This is a genomic window from Actinomycetes bacterium (assembly GCA_036000965.1).
Classification (GTDB): Bacteria; Actinomycetota; CALGFH01; order CALGFH01; family CALGFH01; genus DASYUT01.
Genome location: DASYUT010000197.1, coordinates 19,051 through 36,983, shown reverse-complemented (window position 1 = coordinate 36,983; position 17,933 = coordinate 19,051). Strand labels below are relative to the sequence as shown.

Sequence of the window (17,933 nt, the reverse complement as noted above, 5' to 3'; positions counted from 1 at the left end):
CCGGGCCGTGAGCGACGCGGGGCGGACGTTCGCGCTCACCTTGGTGGACGAGCTGGTCCGGGGTGGGGTGGCCGACGCCTGCCTGGCCCCCGGGTCGCGGTCGGCCCCCCTCGCCCTCGCCCTCGCCGAGCACCCCGGGGTGCGCGTGCACGTGCACGTCGACGAGCGGTCGGCCGGGTTCTTCGCGCTGGGCGCGGCCAAGCGGTCAGGGCGGCCGGCGGCGGTGGTGTGCACCTCGGGGACGGCGGCGGCCAACTTCCACCCGGCCGTGCTCGAGGCGCATCACGCCAGGGTGCCGCTGCTGGTGCTGACCGCGGACCGGCCCCCGGAGCTCCGCGACACCGGCGCCAACCAGAGCGTCGACCAGCTGAGGCTGTACGGGGACGCGGTGCGCTGGTTCTGCGAGGTGAGCCTGCCGGTGGACGGTCCGGGTGCCGGCCGGTACTGGCGCTCGCTCGCCGCCCGGGCGGTGGCCGCCGCGGCCGGCCCGCCCGCCGGCCCCGTCCATCTCAATCTCGCCTTTGCCGAGCCGCTGGTCCCGGGCGAGCTGGGCGGTGAGCCCGCGCCCGGCCGTCCCGGCGGGGCGCCTTGGACGGTGTCGGCTGCGTTCCCCCGGCGGCCAGCTCCGGCCGAGGTGGACGCCCTGGCCGAGCGGGTCCGGGCCGCCTCGCGCGGCCTGCTCGTCGTGGGCTGGGGCTCGGGGCTGGGCTTGGAGGCTGCCGACGCGTTCGCCCGGGCGGCTGGCTGGCCGGTGCTGGCCGACCCGCTGTCGGGCCACCGCCGCGGACCGCACGCCGTGGCCGCTTACGACGCCCTGCTCCGGGTGCCTGGGTTCGCCGCCGCCCACCGGCCAGAGCTGGTGGTCCGGGTGGGTGCCGGCCCGACCAGCAAGGCGCTCGGCACCTGGCTGGACGCGAGCGTGCCCCAGGTGCTCGTCGACCCGGACGGGGCCTGGCCCGACCCGGGCCGGGCCGCCGCCACCCGCCTCGTGGCCGATGCGTCCGCGCTGCTCGGCGCGGTCGCGGCCGCGCTCGGCCCGGGGTGCCGCGGGCCAGGGGACTCGGCATCGGCCTGCCGGGGGGCGGGGGACTCGGTCCCGGCGCACTGCCTGGGAGCTGGCCGGTCCCCGGATCTGACCGGACCCGAGCGGGCCGCGGGAGCCGCGGCCTGGCTGCACGCCTGGACCTCCGCGGACGCGCTGGCCGGGTCGGCCATGGACGCCCTGCTCGACGGCTGGGAGGAGCCGTTCGAGGGCCGGGTCGCCCGCGACCTGGTGGCTGGCCTGCCCGGCGGGGCGACCCTGGTGGTCGGGTCGAGCATGCCAGTGCGCGACGTGGACACCTTCGCCCGCGCCCGCGACGGCCTGGCGTTCGTGGCCAACCGGGGCGCGAGCGGCATCGACGGGTTCGTCGCGACCGCCCTGGGCGTCGCCGCGGCCGGCGGCGGGCCGGTCGCCGCGCTCTGCGGCGACCTGACCTTCCTCCACGACGCGAGCAGCGTCCTCGGCGCCGGGCGCCGGGCCGAGCCGGTGGTATTCGTCGTCTGCGACAACGACGGTGGCGGGATCTTCTCGTTCCTGCCTCAGGCCGAGCTTCCCGAGCGGTACTTCGAGCCCCTGTTCGGCACCCCGCACGGCCTCGACCTGGGCGCCCTGGCCGCCGCCGCCGGCCTGGCCTGCCACCGGGTGACCCGCGCCGGCGACCTGGTCCCGGCTGTCGCCGAGGCGCTCGCCGCGCACCGCACGACCGTGCTGCTGGTCCCGGGCGACCGCGCGGTCAACCTGGCCAGGCACCGCGCGGCCGCCCGCGCCGTGGCCGAGGCCCTGGGCGAGCGCGACCGGTCAGGGCGACCGTAGGCGTTCGGCCCCGCCCTGCGGCTACGGGTCTCTGCCGCCGGGTCCGGAGGCCGCCGCCTGCGGAGCCGCTCGGCGGCGGGCCCGGCGCCGCACCGCCGCGACCAGGGGGTCGACCACCCGGGCCAGGAGCGGGCCGAGCACGGCGAGGATCAGCACGTAGGTGGCGGCCAGCGGGCCGAGGGCCGGCTCCGGGCCGGCGGACACGGCCAGCCCGGCGATCACGATCGAGAACTCGCCGCGGGCGACCAGCACGGCCCCGGCGCGCCAGCGTCCCCTGGTGCCGACGCCGGCCCGGCGGGCCGCCCACCAGCCGGTGGCCACCTTGGTCGCCGTGGTGGCCAGGGCGAGGCCGATTGCGGCCGGGGCGACGGCCGGGATGGAGCCGGGGTCGGTGCGCAGGCCGAAGAACACGAAGAACACCGCTGCGAACAGGTCGCGCAGCGGGGTGAGCAGGGGGCGGGCGGCGTCCGCGGCCGGGCCCGACAGCGCGATGCCGACCAGGAACGCCCCGACCGCGGCCGAGACCTGCAGCCGCTGGGCGAGTCCGGCCACGACCAGGGCGAGGCCGAGGATCAGCAGGAGCAGGACCTCGTCGTTGGGGCTGAACACCAGGCGGCTGAGGGCGGTGCCGTAGCGGACGGCGAGCACGATCACGGCCACGACGGTGGCCAGCGCCAGCCCCAGGGGTCCCGCGGCGGCCAGCAGGCTCCCGCCGACCAGCAGCCCGGAGACCAGCGGCAGGTAGACGGCCATGGCGAGGTCCTCGATGACCAGGATCGACAGCACCATCGGGGTCTCGCGGTTGCCCAGCCGCCCGAGGTCGCTGAGGACCTTGGCGACGATGCCCGAGGAGGTCACGTAGGTCACCCCGCCGAGCACGACCGCGGTCAGCGGGGACCAGCCCAGCAGCAGTCCGGCCAGCACGCCGGGAGTGAAGTTGAGGGCGAGGTCGACCAGGCCGGCCGGTGCGGCGGCGCGCAGGCTGCCGACCAGCTCGTCGGCGGAGTACTCGAGGCCGAGGAGCAGCAGCAGCAGGATGACGCCGATCTCGGCGCCCACCTCGATGAACTCCTGGGCGGTGACCAGCGGCAGCAGTCCGCCCTCTCCGAACGCCAGGCCGGCCAGGAGGTACAGGGGGATGGCCGACAGCCCGAGCCGGCCGGCCAGCCGGCCGAGGATCCCGAGCCCGAGGATGACCCCGCCAAGCTCCAGCAGCAGGGTCGCGCCGTGCATGGCGGTCAGCTCCCCAGGATGCCGGCCAGCGACCTGACGCCGGGGGCGGTCCCGACCACGACCAGGGTGTCGCCCGGCTGGAGCTGGAAGTCCGGGGCGGGCGCGGGCACGGCGCTGCCGTTCCGGAGGACCGCGACGATCGACACCCCGGTGCGGGTGCGGGCCTGGGTGTCGGCGATCGTCCGGCCGCCGTAGGGGGAGCCGGGCCGGATCGGCAGCCAGTCGATGGCCAGGCCCTCGACCTGCTGCTGCAGGTCGGCCAGGCGCTCGACGATCCGGGCGGCGCCCAGCAGCTCGGCCAGCGCGTCGGCCTCCTCGTCGGTGAGCTGGACGACCTCCTGGCAGGCGTCCGGGTCGGCCCGGTCGTAGAGCAGCAGGTCGCGCCGGCCGCTGCGGTGGGTGACCACGCCGAGCTGGCGCCCGGCGCGGGTGGTGAAGTCGTGGCGCAGCCCCACCCCGGGCAGGGCCGTCTCCTGGATGTCCATGTCGCGGTTTGCTCCCTTCGACAGGTGGCGGGCGTGCCGGGCTGGACCCGGTCAGGCGCTGGTGAGCACCCGCAGCATCGCCTCGAGCTTGTAGCCGGACTCGGCCCACTCGGCCTCGGGGTCGGAGCCGGCCACGATCCCGGCGCCAGCCACCAGCCGCGCGACCGGGCCGTCGAGCGTCGCGCAGCGCAGGGCGACCGCCCACTCGCCGTCGCCGCGGTGGTCGACCCAGCCCACCGGCCCGCCATAGGCGCCCCGGTGGAACGGCTCCAGCCAGGCGAGCACCTCGAGGGCCGCTTCCCGGGGCGCTCCGGCCACGGCCGGGGTCGGGTGCAGCAGGCCGGCAAGCTCGAGCGCGGACGGCAGCGGCTCGGTCAGCGCGGCCGACACCCGGGTGGCGAGGTGGGCGACGGTCGGCAGGCGCACCACCTCGACCGGCGCGACCGCGACGTCGTCGGCCACCTTGGCGAGCGTCTCGGCCACCATGTCGACCACCAGGCGGTGCTCGACGGCCTCCTTGCCGGAGGAGCGCAGCCAGGCCACCCGGCGGGCCTCCTCGTGGGCCGTGCCGCCGCGGGCGACCGTGCCGGCCATCGGCCGGGAGGTGGCCACCCTCCCCCTCCTCGCGACCAGCAGCTCCGGGCTCGCGCCGACGAACCCGTCGCTGGCGTACATGAACGAGCCGGCCGACCGGTCGCGGAGGCGGCGCAGCACCGCCGCGCTCCGGAACGGCGCGGCCGCCTCGACCAGCAGCTCGCGGGCGAGCACGACCTTGTCCAGCCGGCCCGCGGCGATCAGGTCCAGGGCAGCGGCCACAGCGGCCTGGAAGCCGGCGCGGTCCTGGCCGGCGGGGGAGCGGACCGCGAGCATGCCCGGCCAGGCGCCGTCGCTCGCACCGGCTGGCGGCCGGGCGCGCAGGTCGGGCGGGTCGGGCCAGCGGCCCGCGGCCGTCACCACCGCCCACACGGCGCGGCCCGGGCCGCGCCGGAGGGCCAGCTCGGGCACGGTGAGCCGGCCCGGGGTGGCGTCGCCGAACGGGATCGCGCCGACTGCCAACGGTCCCAGGCCGCTGCCCTGGGGGTCGTCGATGCGGGCGCCGCGCAGCAGCGCGCCGGCCTCGTCGGCCGCCCGCTGGATCCGGTCCCGCCCGGTCGCGACCTCGATCCGGGCCGCCACGCCGGCGGTCACCAGCTCGCCGGTTGGCGAGGCCCAGGCGAACCCCGGCTCCGCGGCGAGGTCCAGGAGGTCGAGGTCGGATGCCAGGCGCAGCACCCGGCTGTGCAGCCGGGTGCTCGAGGCCACCGGGTTCGGGTCGTCCCCGTCCTGGTCGCTCATTGCTGGCCGGTCCTGGGTTGGAGGTCGGTCCTGGGTTGGGCGTCGGTCGCGGGCTTGGTCATGGACCCATCGTAGAAGGGGCGGCCGGGGTGCGCGACCGCGCCCCGGCCGCGCTGCCGGCCGCCGCGGGTGACCTCGAGGACGAACCGGCCCGAGTCCTTGTCGATGGGCCGCCGGGAAGCGGTGGGCGTCCAGGCGGACGAGGTGGTGTCGGGCATGCACGGCGACTCGTAGGTGCCGCCGGGAAGCGGTGGGCGTCCAGGCGGGTCGCGGAGCAGTCGGGATCAGCTGAGGCCGAACCCGCCCGGCTCCTACCTGCGGAGTTGCGCCTGTGCTTGCAATTGTTTATCATGGGAGTACCGCAGTAAGCAGACCCACCATCGCACACGACTGAGGGAGCCACCACATGGCAACCACCACCACCACCAGGACCAGGGAGCGTGCCCGCAAGCAGGTCCACGCGGCTCGTGAGCAGGCCATGCAGGCCCAGCGCACCCTGCGGTCGCTGCTCGCCGACTCCGCCTACGCCACCGTGGGCGCTGGCGAGGCCGCCGTCGAGCTGATCCGGTCCATCGACCGGGTCCGCGTCGAGACCCCCAAGCAGGTCCGGACTCTCGGCAAGGAGGCCCCCGAGCGGCTCCGCACCCTCCGCGGCCAGGCCGGGCAGGAGTTCGACGGGCTGGCCAGGCGCGGCCGCGAGCTGGTCCACTCGATCCGCACCAGCTCCGCCACCGGGGACGCGGCCGACCAGGTCCGCACCGCCCGTAGCCGGGTGAAGGCCGCCGGCACCAGCGTGACCCGGGCCGCCGGCGAGACCGCCGAGGCCGTCGACACCGCCGGGGCCGTCGACAAGGCCGCCGACATCGCCGCCAGCAAGACCGAGCCGAAGGCCGACCGCGAGATCGTCGTCGGGAGCGCCCGCAGCGACCAGGCCGTGGAGGTCCGCACGACCGCCGCTCCCAGGCCCGAGGCCGCCAAGGCGACCACCGCCAGCGCCCCCCGCAAGGGCCGCGACACCCGTTCCTACGAGGAGCGGAGCGTCGAGGAGCTGCGCGAGCGGGCCAAGGAGCTCGGCATCGAGGGTCGCTCCTCGATGGGCAAGGACGAGCTGATCTCGGCGCTGCGCAACCGCTGAGCGGATACCCGTTCCATGGCCACGGCCCCGGCATCCCGCCGGGGCCGTGGCCTTCGGGCCCGCCGGCCAACAACTTGGTCGTCCCAGCGCCACCGTGCCGAGTTGCGCCGTGCCGAGGTGCGCGCACTCGGCCTGGCCAGGTCATCGGGCGGCGGGCCCGCTGCCGTGGGCCGCTGTGGGCCGTGGCCTTTGCCGTGTCGACGTCTGGTACGCGGGATACCCAGGCGCGGCTCTACACTTGCAAGCAGGCGGGAGGTCGCATGGGCCGGGTCGGGCTGGTTCTCGGGGCAGGGGGCGTCGTCGGGCACGCCTTCCACGCTGGCGTGCTGCGCGCGCTCGCCGAGACGACCGGCTGGGACCCGCGCTCGGCCGAGCTGGTCGTCGGCACCTCCGCCGGGGCGCACGTCGCCGCCCTGCTGCGCGGGGGCTTCAGCGCGGCCGACATCGCGGCGCGGACCGCGGGCGATCCGGTCTCCGCCGAGGGCGCTCGCATCCTGCGCCGGATCGGCCCGAACGAACCCGTTCCCGGCCCGCGGAGCCGCTCGGTCGGGATGGCCTCGCCCGGGCTGCTGCTGCGCAGCGTGGTCCGCCCGTGGCAGGCGCCGCGGCTGGGGTCGCTGACGGCGGCCGCCCTGCCCCGGGGCCGGGTCTCCCTCGACCCGTTCGCCGCCCGCCTGCGCTGGCTGTTCGAGTCGGGCTGGCCCGAGGCGGCGCTGTGGCTGTGCGCGGTCCGGCTGCGCGACGGGCGGCGCGTGGTGCTCGGCCAGCCTGGCGCGCCAGCCACCGACGTGGGCACGGCCGTGGCCGCCTCTTGCGCCATCCCCGGCTGGTTCGCGCCAGCCCAGATCGGCGGAAACTGGTACATCGACGGCGGCGTCCACTCCCCCACCAACCTCGACGCGGTGGCCGGCCTCGGGCTCGACCTGGTCGTGGTCAGCGCGCCGATGTCGGTGGCCAGGGGCGTCCGCCGCCGCTCGGTGGACCTGCCCGCGCGCCGGGCGTTGCGCCTGCGCCTGGCCGACGAGGCGTGGCGCGTGCGCCGCCAGGGCACCCTGGTGGTGGCGTTCCAGCCCACCGCGGCCGACCTGGAGGTGATGGGGCTGAACTCCATGAACCCCAGGCGCCGCTACCCGGTCGTGCGCCGCGCCTACGAGTCGGCTCTGGGCCGCCTCGGCCGGCCCGAGTGCCGCGACCGCCTCGCCGCCCTCGGCGACGACGGGTAGGCGAGACCGTCCTCGGGTGCCGCTAGGGTGACCCGGCCGGTCCGGCCAGGAGCGCTGGCAGCGGCTCGGCGTGGACCACCGTGAGGTGGGTCACCGCCCTGCTCAGCACGATGTACAACCGCCGGAGGCCGAGCGGCTCGGCCTGCACGATGGCGGCCGGCTCCACCACGACCACCTGGTCGTACTCCAGGCCCTTGGCCTGGGAGGCGGGGACGACGGTGACGCGAGCCGCCTGCCCGAGCCGGTCCAGCGCTGCCAGGTCGGTCCCGTGGCGGCGCAGCTCCCCGGCCACCCGGTCGACCTCGCCGTCGGCGGCGATCACGCCGACCGACCCCTCGGCCCGCAGGGCGTCGCGCACGGCCCGCACCCAGGCCGCGGCGAGCCCGGACGGCTCGACCTGGCGCAGCTCCAGCGCGCCGGAGACCTCGCGCACCGACCGGGCCGGCGTGAGCCCCGGCGCGATGTGGGGCAGCAGCCGGTTGGCGAGGTCGAGCACGGCGCGCGGCGCCCGGAACGCCCGCGGGAGCGAGCGGATCTCGCCCTCGGGCTTGCCGAGGTGGGCGAGCGCGGTCCCCCAGTCGTCCACCGCCCAGGGGGTCGTGCCCTGCGCGAGGTCTCCGAGGAGCGTGGCCGAGCCGTACCGGCAGCGCCGGCCGAGCGCCCGGAGCTGCATGGCCGACAGGTCCTGGGCCTCGTCGACCACCACGTGGCCGTAGGACCGGGGCGCGTCGAGCAGGGCGGCCAGCTCGTCGAGCAGGAACGCGTCGGCCGCCGTCCAGGGCGCGGCGGCGCGGCTCCGGGGCCGCCGCGCCCAGGCCAGCTCCTTCTGCTCGACGTCGCCGAGGACCCCGCCGGCCGCGGCGCGCAGCGCCTCCTCGTCGCCCAGCAGGTCGAACAGCAGCCTGGCGGGCTGGAGGGCCGGCCAGGCTGCGTCGACCAGCCTGCGGGCCGCCTTGGACCTGCGCGCCGCCTTCACGGCGTCGTCGATCGACTCGAACCCGGCGTGCCCGCCCCGCTCGGCCTGGGTCTGGCAGGCGCGGCCGAGCTGCTCCCACAACAGCTCCCGGGCCGCGGCGTAGGGTACGCCCCGGTCCCGCAGGGCCGCCACCATGGCCCGGAGGCGGCTCGCCGGGAGCCAGACGGCGCTCGACCCGAACGGCATCGCGAGCGGCTCAGCCGGCAGGCGGACCCGGCTGTACACCGCGCGCCGGAGGACCTCGGCCATGCGCGCGTCGGCCTTGACGGCGGCGGCGGCCGGGGTGTCGGTGCCCCGCACGGTGACGCCCCCGACCAGCTCCCCGATCGTCCGCTGGGTGACGTCGACCTCGCCCAGGCCGGGGAGCACCTGGCTGATGAACGCCATGAACGCCCGGCTCGGGCCGACCACCAGCACGTCGTCGGTGCGCAGGCGGTCGCGGTGCTCGTAGAGCAGGTACGCGGCCCGGTGCAGGCCGACGGCGGTCTTGCCGGTGCCCGGGCCGCCCTGGATGCAGATGGTCTCGCCGAGGGAGGCGCGCACGAGGTCGTCCTGCTCGGGCTGGATCGTGGCGACGATGTCGCGCATCGGGCCGACCCGGGGCCGCTCGATCTCGGCCCGCAGCGCCGCCTCGGCGATGGCCAGGTCGGCGTCGTCCTCGAAGTGCTCGTCCTGGAACGAGGTCAGCTCGCCCTGGGAGAACCCGAAGCGGCGCCGGCGCCACAGCCCCCAGGGGTCCTGCGGGCTCGCCCGGTAGAAGGGCCGGGCGACCGAGGCGCGCCAGTCCACCACCACCGGGTCCATCAGGTCGTCGTGGATGTGGCGGCGCCCGATGTGGAACCGTTCCCCCGCGAGCTCGGCCGCCTCGTCGGCGAGCTCGGCCGCCTCGTCGTAGTCGATGCGGCCGAAGAACAGCGGCACCGTCCCGTCGTCGGCCAGCGCGGCGACCCGGAGCCGGAGCCGGGCCCGCACCACCTCCTCGGCGATCTCGTCGCCACCGGTCGCGTCGAGGGACTCCGCCCGGCGCCGCATCTCCGCAAGGCACGCTCGTGCCCGCGCGAGCTGCGCGCGCTCGGCCCGCAGCTCGCACGCGAGCGCGCCGCCGTGTCCGCTCAACGATCCGACCCCCGAGGAGACGCCGGGTGGTCCGAATCCCGGCGCAAGCCCGCCATGCTACCGGGAATGTCGCCCGCGCTTCGAGTGGTTTCCGCTCGTGCCCACGAAGGGCGGCGCTACCTGATGAGCCTGCTGCCGGACGGGGTGATCGTGGCGTTCTGGCTCGGGTTGTAGACCAGGTTGGTCCCGCTGCCGGAGCTGATCTGCATGGTGCCTGCCACGACGAGGGAGTTGAGCTGCAGGATCCCCCCATCCGACGAGAGGTGCAGCCCGCCCGCTGCCGCGTAGATCGTGCCGGTGAAGCTGCCGGTGCTGCTGCTCGTCAGGGTGATGGGAGAGGTGTTGGTCTGGTCGGCGAAGATCGACAGGCCCTTGTACAGCCCGCTGGCGGGAGCGGTGACGAGGTACCGGGCGGTGGAGTTCTGGCTGAACGTCGCCCCGGGGCCGTTGCAGGGCTGTGGATACTGGGGGCAGGCGAGGTACACCGTGACCCCGGCGCCCAGCACCGTCGCGCTCGAGCTCAAGGTGAACTCACCGGTCACCACGTAGATGCCAGGGTTCATGCGCAGGGTGGTGCTGCCGCCGCCCACCACGATGCGGTCGTAGACGCCCTCGTTGACGGGCGGGGTGGAGGGGCTCGCCACCACCGTGCCGCGCGGGGGCAGGGCCCGGACCTGGTCGGGGGTGGGCAAGCCGGCCAGGGGGTCCTCGACCGGAGGGATGCCGAGGGTCGGGCTCGGCGTGAACTGCCCGCTCGAGCTGGCCTGCACCCCGCCGACCACGCCGATGGAGGGGGCGGTGACGCCGCCGCCGCCGCTCAGCACCGCGGCGTTCACGGCGTCGGAGTTGACCACGACCCCGGCGCCGCTCACGGTGATCCCCCCGCCGCCGGTGACCGCGAGGGCCTGGGCCGCGTCCCGGTCGAGCACACACAGCGCGCAGGGAGTGATGCCGCTGGTCGGACCGGCCGCGGCGAGCGCCTTCACCGCGCCGGAGCGCCGCCCCAGGATGCCCGCGAACGCGTAGGTGGGCTCGAGCGGCGGGGTGACCACCTGGATGGCCGTGTTGCCGGCATGGCAGCCAGCGCCGGGGGCCGGGACCGGAGCGGGCGGCGCCCAGCAGGTGATGTCGCCATCGGCGTCGGTGGCGTTGACGTCCCAGCCAGTGCCGTCGTCCAGGCCGGGGACGTTGCTGTTCAGGTACGCCTTGACCGCGGCGACCGCGCCGGCCGGGTCGCCGGGCAGCTCGGCCAGGCCGGCCAGCACGGCCGCGTCGGCGGCCGTCTGCGCCTCCGACCGGGCGGCCCAGCTGAGGCCGACGTCGACGACCAGGGCGCCGAACGCGAGCATGAGCGTGAGGACCAGGGCCACGATAACGGCGACCTGCCCGTGCTCATCGTCTCTTCGCGGGAAGCGGTCCCCCATCAGCGTCTCCGGAGGCGCGGGCGGACGCCCTGGCCGGCGACCTGCCGGCCCTGGCCGGACACCTGCCGGCTGGGGCGACCTCGTACGCGCTGACGACGTCAGGAGGCGCCATCGTCGCGCATCGCCACTGTGGAGACCAATTTCCGGTCTAACTGTACGAACGAGACTTCTACCCTGTTACTACCGCAAGCTTGACCAGCTCGGCGAGGCCGGCCTCGATGCCCTGGCAGACGACCTCGACGTCGGGGACGCTGTCGTAGTCGGCGGTGACGCCGAACGTGAGCCGGCCGTCGTAGGAGAAGACCGCCACGCCGACCCGCATGGGGCTGGCCAGCGGCACGTACGGGCACGCCTCGACCAGGCGCCGGCCGAGCGCGTACAGGGGGTGCTGGGGGCCGGGCACGTTGGTGGTGACGGTGTTGACGCTGCCCTGCCCGAAGCGGCCGAGGGCCCTGATGGCGACGCGGGCGCCGAGCGCCAGCAGCAGCGGCGGGGCGAACCCGGACAGCGACGTCAGCGTCTCGGCCGCCACCGCCTGCCTCGACTGCTTGAGCCCGTCCATCTGGCGCCGGACCGCGGCCAGCCGCTCGGCCGGGTCGGCGACCCCGACAGGCAGCTCGGCGACCATCGCCGAGACCCGGTTGTTGTAGCTGCCCCGCTCCCCCGGGCGGCGCACCGACACCGGGACCAGGGATCGGACCACCGCGCCCTCGGGGGTGTCGCCGTGGGCGAGCAAGAGGTCCCGCAACCCACGGGTGACGGCTGCCAGGACCACGTCGTTGACGGTTCCGCCCAGCCCGGTGCGGACCGTCCGCACGTCGTCGAGGGTCGCCGCCGCCCAGCCCCAGCGACGGTGCGGGCCGATCGGCCCGGCCAGCGAGGAGCCGGGCGCCACGCGCACCAGGCCGGGCACGGTGGCCAGGCCGCGGGCGGTGTCGGCCAGCAGCCGGGCCAGGCGCAGAGGCGCCCCGGTCACGGCCCGGGCCGCCCGCCACTGCTCGTAGGGGCTGGCCAGGTAGTCGATGACGGCCTCCCCGGCCAGGCGCAGGCTGGACGGCTCGGGCACGGGCCGCCACGTGTCGGGCACGGCCGGCGACGGCTCCGGGGTGTCGTCGAGCAGCACGGTGAGCAGGTCGGTGCCGGCGATGCCGTCGACCATGCAGTGGTGCGCCTTGGTGAACAGGGCCCAGTGGCCGTCCTCGAGGCCTTCGACGACCCACAGCTCCCAGAGCGGCTTGGTCCGGTCGAGCTGCTGGGACATGACGCGGCCGACCAGGTTGCGGAGCTGCTCGCGGCCGCCGGGCTGCGGCAGGGCGGTGTGCCTCAGGTGGTAGCCGAGCCGGAAGTGGACGTCGTCGGACCAGACCGGCCGCCCGACGGCGAACGGCACCGTCCGCACCCGCTGGCGGTAGCGCGGGGCGAGCGGCAGCTTGCCGGCCACCATCCGCTCCACGTCGGCATAGGCCGGGCTTGGACCCTCGAAGATCGCCACCGAGCCGATATGCATGTGGTTGACGTCGTCCTCGATGTGGAGGAACGAGGCGTCCTGCGGGCTCAGGCGGTCCATGGCAGCCTCCTCCGTCGCCCGGCTACGCCCCGGCCGCCTCACCGCGGGGTCTGGCGTGTCCAGCGGCCGTCGCGGCTGGGCGGCCGGGGCCGTCCAGCCAGGCGGTCACCACCTCGGCGAAGCGGCCCGGGTCCTCGATCTGCGGCACGTGCCCGATGCCGTCGAGCACCTCGAAGGCCCAGTCAGGCCGGAGCCGGGCGAGGTTGCGGCCGCTCCCGAGGGGGACCAGGCGGTCGCCGGTGCCGTGGACGAGCAGGGTCGGGACGGTGACCGAGCCGATCACCCGCAGGTAGCCCCCGGGGCGGGCCAGCACGGCGAGCAGCGAGCGGGCCGCCTGCAGGAAGGCCGCGTCAGCCCACGGCATCCCTTCCCGCTCGCGGGCGAGCGCCAGCCCGGCCGCCACCACCTCGGGCGGCACCCGGCCCGCGTCCACGCAGCACAGTTGCAGGGTCTCGCGCACGACCCCCTCGGTGCCGAGCTGGGCGCGGTGGCGGGCCAGGAACCGCTCCCCCACCCCGGGGATCGCATAGGCGGCGAAGGCCGCGCCGACCAGGCGGTCCAGGGGCACGCCGCGGGGGCGCGGAACGGACGGGGAGACCAGCACGAGCCCGGCCACCCGCTCGGGGTGCTGAGCCGCCTCGAGCACCGAGATCATGCCGCCCATCGAGTTGCCGACCAGGACCGTGGGCGCGCCGGCGACCTCCTCGACGAAGCGGCCGAGCAGCCGCTGGTTGGCCCGCACCCGGGTGGAGCGGCCGGCCGGCGGGGTGCGGCCGAACCCGGCCAGGTCCAGCGCGAGCACGCGGGCCCGGGCGGCCAGCAGCGGCCCGGCCGCGAGCCAGTTCACGTGCGAGCCGCCGAGCCCGTGCACCAGCACCATCGTGGGGCCGGCGCCCCCGAAGTCGAGGTAGTGGACGGGCCCGCCCAGATCGGCGAACCGCGACGCCGCGCCGACTGCTTCCATCCCCCGCCTCCCTTTTGCTGCCTCCACCGCCAGGGTACGCACCCGGAGCCCGTGGCGAACAGGCCCGCGACGGTGGACCGGTCGGCAGACCCGATGCGATGAGCAGGCATGGGCAGGCATGGGCAGGCATGAGCACCTCCCGCACCGCCAGACCCGCCGGCGGCGCCGCCAGACCCCGGCCGGCGGTACCGCGAGACCCCGGCCGGCGGCACTGCGAGACCCCGGCCGGCGGCGCCGCGAGGACCCGGCCGGCGGTACTGCGAAACCCCGGCCAACGAGGGGCTGCTGGCCGCCTGGCCAGCCTCGACCCGGTCCGCACCTGGCGGTCGCGTCAGTAGGCGGAGGTGCCGCCGTCGACGACCAGCACGTGCCCGGTCATGTAGTCGGACGCGGCCGAGGCGAGGTAGCCCACCGCGCCCTTGAGGTCGTGGGGGCCGCCGAAGCGGCGCAGCGGGATGAGCTGGCTGAGCGTGTCGCCGTGGTGCTCGAGCGTCCAGCCGCTCATGCGCGACGGGAACCAGCCGGGGGCGATCCCGTTGACGTTGATGCCGTGGCGTGCCCACTTGACGGCCAGGTCACGGGTGAGCGTGATGAGCCCGCCCTTGCTCGCGTTGTAGGCGACGGTGTCCATCAGCTCCGGGGGCGACCCACCGAACCCCGCGACCGAGGCGATGTTGACGATCTTGCCGCCGCCCTGCCCGATCATCACCCGGCCGGCCGCCTGGCAGCACAGGAATGCGCCGGTCAGGTTGACGTCGAGCACCTTGCGCCAGTCCTCGAGCCGCGTCGCCTCGGCCGGCGCCGCCCAGGTCGTGCCGGCGTTGTTGACCAGCACGTCGACCCGGTCGAAACGGTCCACGGCGGTGGCCACCATGGCCTCCACCTGCTCGGGGTCGGCCACGTCGCAGCCGACCCCGACCACCGCCACCCCGGCCGAGGCGGCCAGCTCGGCGGCGACCTCGGCGCAGCGCTCGGCCTTGCGCGCGCCGAGCACCAGGTCGGCGCCCAGCTCGGCCAGGCCCTCGGCCATCTGCCTGCCGATCCCGGCCGCGCCGCCGGTCACGATCGCCACCTTGCCGCGCAGGTCGAACAGGTCCAGCGTGCGCACGTCGCCTCCTCATTCCCCCGTCGCCAGATTGCCGGGCGCAGCCTACCCGCCTTCGGGTTATCGTCGGTGCCGGTGCCGATCGGTGCTGGTGCCGAGAGGAGGCGCGATGCGCGAGCTTGAGATGACCGCGGACCTGCGCGAGCTGCGTGGCCGTGTCCGGTCCTTCATGGACGAGCACGTCTACCCGGCCGAGCCGGTCTTCGAGCGGGAGGACGCCGAGGCCGAGGCGCTGGTCAAGGAGCTGCAGGGCCGGGTGAAGGCGGCCGGGATCTGGGCGCCCCACATCGGGCCCGACGCCGGCGGGACCGGCACCGGCTTCCTCCCCTACGCCTACCTCAACGAGCTCATCGGGCGGAGCCACTGGGCGCCGCTGGTGTTCGGCTGCCAGGCCCCCGACGCCGGCAACGCCGAGATCCTCAACCTGTTCGGCTCCCCCGAGCTCAAGCGGCGCTGGCTGCGCCCGCTGGTGGCCGGCGACGTCCGCTCGTTCTTCTCCATGACCGAGCCGGAGGTGTCCGGCTCCGACCCGACCGGCCTGCGCACCCGGGGGGTCCGGGACGGCGACGACTGGGTGGTCGACGGCCACAAGTGGTTCAGCTCCGGGGCCGAGGGCGCCGCCTTCGGGATCGTCATGGCGGTCACCGACCCGGACGCACCGCCGCACCGGCGCGCGTCCCAGATCGTCGTGCCCGCCGACACCCCCGGCGTGGAGGTGGTGCGCGCGATCCCGACCATGGGCCACCGGGGCCGGGGCTGGAGCACCCACTGCGAGGTCCGCTACAGCGGCGTGCGGGTGCCGGTGGCCAACACGGTCGGCGAGCCCGGCGACGGCTTCCGCATCGCCCAGAAGCGCCTCGGGCCAGGACGCATCCACCATGTGATGCGCTGGCTCGGCCAGATGCAGCGCGCCTTCGAGCTGCTCTGCTCCTACTCGCTCGAGCGCGAGGCGTTCGGCGGCCCGCTGGCCGGCAAGCAGACGGTGCAGAACTGGATCGCCGACTCGGCCGCCGGGATCCAGGCCTGCCGCCTGCTCACCCTGGACACCGCCCACAAGATCGACCAGGGCGACGAGGCGCGGGTCGAGGTCTCGCTCATCAAGTTCCACGCCGCGGCCGTGCTCCACGACGTGATCGACCGCGCCATCCAGGTCCACGGCGCGCTCGGCCTGACCGACGGCACCCCGCTGGCGAGCATGTACCGGGAGGCACGGGCCGCCCGCATCTACGACGGCCCCGACGAGGTCCACCGGATGGTGGTGAGCCGCCGCATCCTCAAGGCGTTCGAGGAGGGCGCCGGCTGGGACTTCGCCGAGGGCGGCCCCGCCCGGCCCAGCGGCGGGTAGCCCGGGACGGTGAGCCCCGCCGAGTGGCGCGCGACAGGTAAGCGGGCGGTCAGGCGGCCCTGGTCCCGCCCGGCCAGCACCGGCCTGGCGCCGGCGGCGGCCAGGGAACGGGCCACCAGCCGGCCGGTATACCCGGTGGCGTCGAACAGGACGATGGCCCGGCCACGGTCAGGGAGCCGGGTTGGGCGGCGGGACAGCCCGCGCCAGGCCGTGGGCGCCGGGAGTCCCGGGGTCTGATGGCGCGGCCGGCGGCTGGCCGTGGGCGTCAGGGGTCCCGGGGTCGGGTGGGAGGGGCGGGGGGCCGTGGCCGCCGGGCACCCGGGGGCCGGGCACGCCGCCGAAGCGGAAGGGCTCGGGCGGGCGGCCGGGCTGGCAGACCCACGCCTGGCCGCTGCCGCCGCCGGTGGCGGCGGCCAGCACGGCCGCGGCGACCTCGTCGGCCGACAGCAGCGGGAAGCCGGCGGCGCGGAAGCCGCCCGCGAAGCGGTCCAGCATCGGGGTGTCGGCGAACCCGGGGCAGACGCAGTTGATCGTGACCCGGTCGGCGGCCAGCGGCTCGGCCAGAGTGCGGGTGAGGCCGACCACGGCGTGCTTGGTCATCGAGTAGACCGGGTCGCCCGGGTAGGCGGTGAGGCCGGCCAGGGAGGCGGTGGCCACGATGGCGCCGCCGCCCCGGCGGCGGAGCGCGGGCAGCGCCGAGCGGATCCCGAACACCACGCCGTCGAGGTTGACCGCGACCACGCGCCGGTACCGCTCGAGGTCGAGGCGGTCGAGCGCGGGCGTGCCGGTGGTGATCCCCGCGTTCAGGTGGACCAGGTCGAGCCCGCCGTAGGCGGCCTCGGCCGCGTCGACCGCGGCCTGCATGGCGTCCGGGTCGCCCACGTCGGTGGCCACGAACCTGCCGCCGGCCTCGGCGGCGGCAGCCGCCCCGCCCGCCTCGTCGACGTCGGCGACCACCACGCGGGCCCCGGCGGCGGCCAGCCGGCGCACCACCGCCAGCCCGATGCCGCTGGCGCCGCCGGTCACCAGCGCGACGGCCCCGTCGAGGAGGCGGGGCCCGGTCAGGAGTGGCCGGCGCCGGTGGCCACCTTGATGACCTCCAGCTCTCGCCTGATGGCCTCGACGTCGTCCTTGATCGCGGCCAGGTTGACCTCCTGGGCCTGCAGGGCGGCGGCGGTGGCCTTGCCCTGCTGCCAGACGGTCTCCAGGTTCTGCGGGTGGGTCTCGCCCTGGGGCGGCTCCGGCTCGTCCCCCTTCCACATGAGGTGGAGCTGGCCCTCGATGCGGTCGAGGCGGCGCAGCACGTTCTCGAAGCTGAAGGGGTGGGTGTCGCCGGTCGTAGGGTCGGGGTTGTCCCCGACCCGCAGCAGCTCGAACTGCTTGTCGAAGTAGGCCTTGGTGGCGGCGTCCAAGATGAGTTCCTCCTTTGCCAGCAGCGCGGCGACGACCTCGCGCAGGGGCCCCCGGTAGCTCATGTCGACCTTGCGCCGGGTCCATTCCCGGTGCTGCACGCAGCGGTTGGCCGTCCAGCCCATCTCCTCGCACAGGGCCGCGCACGCCCGTTCCAGCGAGTCGATCTGCACCCGGGGGTAGGGGTCCCCGGCGGTGCCGAAGTTCTCGACCTCGATGCCGACGTAGACGCCGTTGCCGACGGTGGAGTCGCGGAGGCCGACGTCGGCCGCGTCGCCGAGCGGGGCGAGGTCCCTGAGGGTGCGCCGATACACCTCGACCGCACCCGCCCCGAAATGGTTGGCCCGGCCGGCCGCGACCACGAACACCCTGCCGTCCCTGGCCACGTAGAGGTTGGCGAGCGGACCGGGGATGCCCGGCCTGCCGTTCACCACGACGTTGAGGTCGTTGTGCCCGGCGGTGTGGTGCAGGCCGATGCCGGCGAACCTGGTGGCGGCGGGGTAGGCGGGGTCCCGCGGGTTGGTGCTGGGCGGGCGGCCGCGCCGCTGCCACCCGTTCACCTCACGGACCGGCAGGCCCGCTCTCTCGAGGATCCTCGCGAAGTCGATCATGTCCCAGTCCGCGTCGACTGCCCGCACAAGGGTAACGCAATTCCCAGCCCCGACGCGTGCTGGTACTGCCGCCGCCGGTGGGCGGGCGGAATTCAGGTTGGCAATGTTGACGAACCAGGGTTCGGCGTCGGTAACATATAGCTCCCCCC

General features: G+C 75.8%; 15 protein-coding genes. 4 read left to right on the top strand and 11 right to left on the bottom strand.

From position 1 onward, the window contains the following. Nucleotides 1-7: 7 nt before the first annotated feature. Nucleotides 8-1,855: a 2-succinyl-5-enolpyruvyl-6-hydroxy-3-cyclohexene-1-carboxylic-acid synthase gene (gene menD / locus VG276_18515; GenBank protein HEV8651327.1), complete on the top strand. Its 1,848-nt coding sequence runs from the start codon at nt 8-10 to the stop codon at nt 1,853-1,855. Nucleotides 1,856-1,876: 21 nt separating this feature from the next. On the opposite strand, the gene VG276_18510 is transcribed toward menD, so the two are convergent. The 4 genes from VG276_18510 to VG276_18495 are packed head-to-tail and all read right to left on the bottom strand — an operon-like array spanning nt 1,877 to nt 5,126. After that, nucleotides 1,877-3,088 (bottom strand): cation:proton antiporter, encoded by a 1,212-nt coding sequence (locus VG276_18510; protein HEV8651326.1) that lies wholly within the window; start codon nt 3,086-3,088, stop codon nt 1,877-1,879. Between the two features lie 5 nt (nt 3,089-3,093). Beyond that, entirely contained in the window at nt 3,094-3,573 is a 480-nt protein-coding gene (locus VG276_18505; protein ID HEV8651325.1) for a cation:proton antiporter regulatory subunit, read from the bottom strand. Nucleotides 3,574-3,624: 51 nt separating this feature from the next. Beyond that, entirely contained in the window at nt 3,625-4,908 is a 1,284-nt protein-coding gene (locus VG276_18500; protein HEV8651324.1) for an isochorismate synthase, read from the bottom strand. After that, a complete protein-coding gene (locus tag VG276_18495) occupies nt 4,905-5,126 on the bottom strand; it encodes a hypothetical protein (GenBank protein HEV8651323.1) in 222 nt (73 codons plus the stop codon). Before VG276_18495 ends, VG276_18500 begins: the two co-directional genes overlap by 4 nt. A gap of 188 nt (nt 5,127-5,314) precedes the next feature. Between VG276_18495 and VG276_18490 the strand changes: the two genes are divergently transcribed. Continuing rightward, nucleotides 5,315-6,043 carry a Rho termination factor N-terminal domain-containing protein gene (locus VG276_18490; protein ID HEV8651322.1) on the top strand — a complete coding sequence of 243 codons (729 nt, stop codon included), beginning with the start codon at nt 5,315-5,317 and terminating at the stop codon, nt 6,041-6,043. A gap of 260 nt (nt 6,044-6,303) precedes the next feature. Next, nucleotides 6,304-7,266, top strand: a complete 963-nt coding sequence (locus VG276_18485; GenBank protein HEV8651321.1) for a patatin-like phospholipase family protein — start codon at nt 6,304-6,306, stop codon at nt 7,264-7,266. A gap of 22 nt (nt 7,267-7,288) precedes the next feature. On the opposite strand, the gene VG276_18480 is transcribed toward VG276_18485, so the two are convergent. From VG276_18480 to VG276_18460, 5 genes are all read right to left on the bottom strand, one after another. Further along, a complete protein-coding gene (locus VG276_18480; GenBank protein HEV8651320.1) occupies nt 7,289-9,358 on the bottom strand; it encodes an AAA family ATPase in 2,070 nt (689 codons plus the stop codon). A gap of 116 nt (nt 9,359-9,474) precedes the next feature. Beyond that, entirely contained in the window at nt 9,475-10,782 is a 1,308-nt protein-coding gene (locus tag VG276_18475) for a Tad domain-containing protein (protein ID HEV8651319.1), read from the bottom strand. Nucleotides 10,783-10,951: 169 nt separating this feature from the next. Continuing rightward, nucleotides 10,952-12,349 (bottom strand): wax ester/triacylglycerol synthase family O-acyltransferase, encoded by a 1,398-nt coding sequence (locus VG276_18470; GenBank protein ID HEV8651318.1) that lies wholly within the window; start codon nt 12,347-12,349, stop codon nt 10,952-10,954. Nucleotides 12,350-12,371: 22 nt separating this feature from the next. Then, nucleotides 12,372-13,313, bottom strand: coding sequence for an alpha/beta hydrolase (locus VG276_18465; protein HEV8651317.1), 942 nt, complete (start codon nt 13,311-13,313; stop codon nt 12,372-12,374). A 331-nt stretch (nt 13,314-13,644) separates the two neighbouring features. Then, nucleotides 13,645-14,421 carry an SDR family oxidoreductase gene (locus tag VG276_18460; protein HEV8651316.1) on the bottom strand — a complete coding sequence of 259 codons (777 nt, stop codon included), beginning with the start codon at nt 14,419-14,421 and terminating at the stop codon, nt 13,645-13,647. 106 nt (nt 14,422-14,527) lie between these two features. Between VG276_18460 and VG276_18455 the strand changes: the two genes are divergently transcribed. Continuing rightward, nucleotides 14,528-15,763 (top strand): acyl-CoA dehydrogenase family protein, encoded by a 1,236-nt coding sequence (locus tag VG276_18455; protein ID HEV8651315.1) that lies wholly within the window; start codon nt 14,528-14,530, stop codon nt 15,761-15,763. Between the two features lie 168 nt (nt 15,764-15,931). Here the strand turns inward: VG276_18455 and VG276_18450 are convergent, their stop codons facing one another. Continuing rightward, the gene (locus VG276_18450) at nt 15,932-16,789 is read right to left on the bottom strand and encodes an SDR family NAD(P)-dependent oxidoreductase (protein ID HEV8651314.1); all 858 of its coding nucleotides are present in this window, start codon (nt 16,787-16,789) and stop codon (nt 15,932-15,934) included. A 35-nt stretch (nt 16,790-16,824) separates the two neighbouring features. Beyond that, nucleotides 16,825-17,784, bottom strand: coding sequence for an N-acetylmuramoyl-L-alanine amidase (locus VG276_18445; GenBank protein ID HEV8651313.1), 960 nt, complete (start codon nt 17,782-17,784; stop codon nt 16,825-16,827). Nucleotides 17,785-17,933 lie beyond the last annotated feature (149 nt).

Coding starts and splice junctions, on each gene's coding strand:
- VG276_18510 (HEV8651326.1), bottom strand. CDS start 3,088: ATGCACGGCGCGACCCTGCTGCTGGAGCTTGGCGGGGTCATCCTCGGG.
- VG276_18505 (HEV8651325.1), bottom strand. CDS start 3,573: ATGGACATCCAGGAGACGGCCCTGCCCGGGGTGGGGCTGCGCCACGAC.
- VG276_18500 (HEV8651324.1), bottom strand. CDS start 4,908: ATGAGCGACCAGGACGGGGACGACCCGAACCCGGTGGCCTCGAGCACC.
- VG276_18495 (HEV8651323.1), bottom strand. CDS start 5,126: ATGCCCGACACCACCTCGTCCGCCTGGACGCCCACCGCTTCCCGGCGG.
- VG276_18490 (HEV8651322.1), top strand. CDS start 5,315: ATGGCAACCACCACCACCACCAGGACCAGGGAGCGTGCCCGCAAGCAG.
- VG276_18485 (HEV8651321.1), top strand. CDS start 6,304: ATGGGCCGGGTCGGGCTGGTTCTCGGGGCAGGGGGCGTCGTCGGGCAC.
- VG276_18475 (HEV8651319.1), bottom strand. CDS start 10,782: ATGGGGGACCGCTTCCCGCGAAGAGACGATGAGCACGGGCAGGTCGCC.
- VG276_18470 (HEV8651318.1), bottom strand. CDS start 12,349: ATGGACCGCCTGAGCCCGCAGGACGCCTCGTTCCTCCACATCGAGGAC.
- VG276_18465 (HEV8651317.1), bottom strand. CDS start 13,313: ATGGAAGCAGTCGGCGCGGCGTCGCGGTTCGCCGATCTGGGCGGGCCC.
- VG276_18455 (HEV8651315.1), top strand. CDS start 14,528: ATGCGCGAGCTTGAGATGACCGCGGACCTGCGCGAGCTGCGTGGCCGT.
- VG276_18445 (HEV8651313.1), bottom strand. CDS start 17,784: ATGATCGACTTCGCGAGGATCCTCGAGAGAGCGGGCCTGCCGGTCCGT.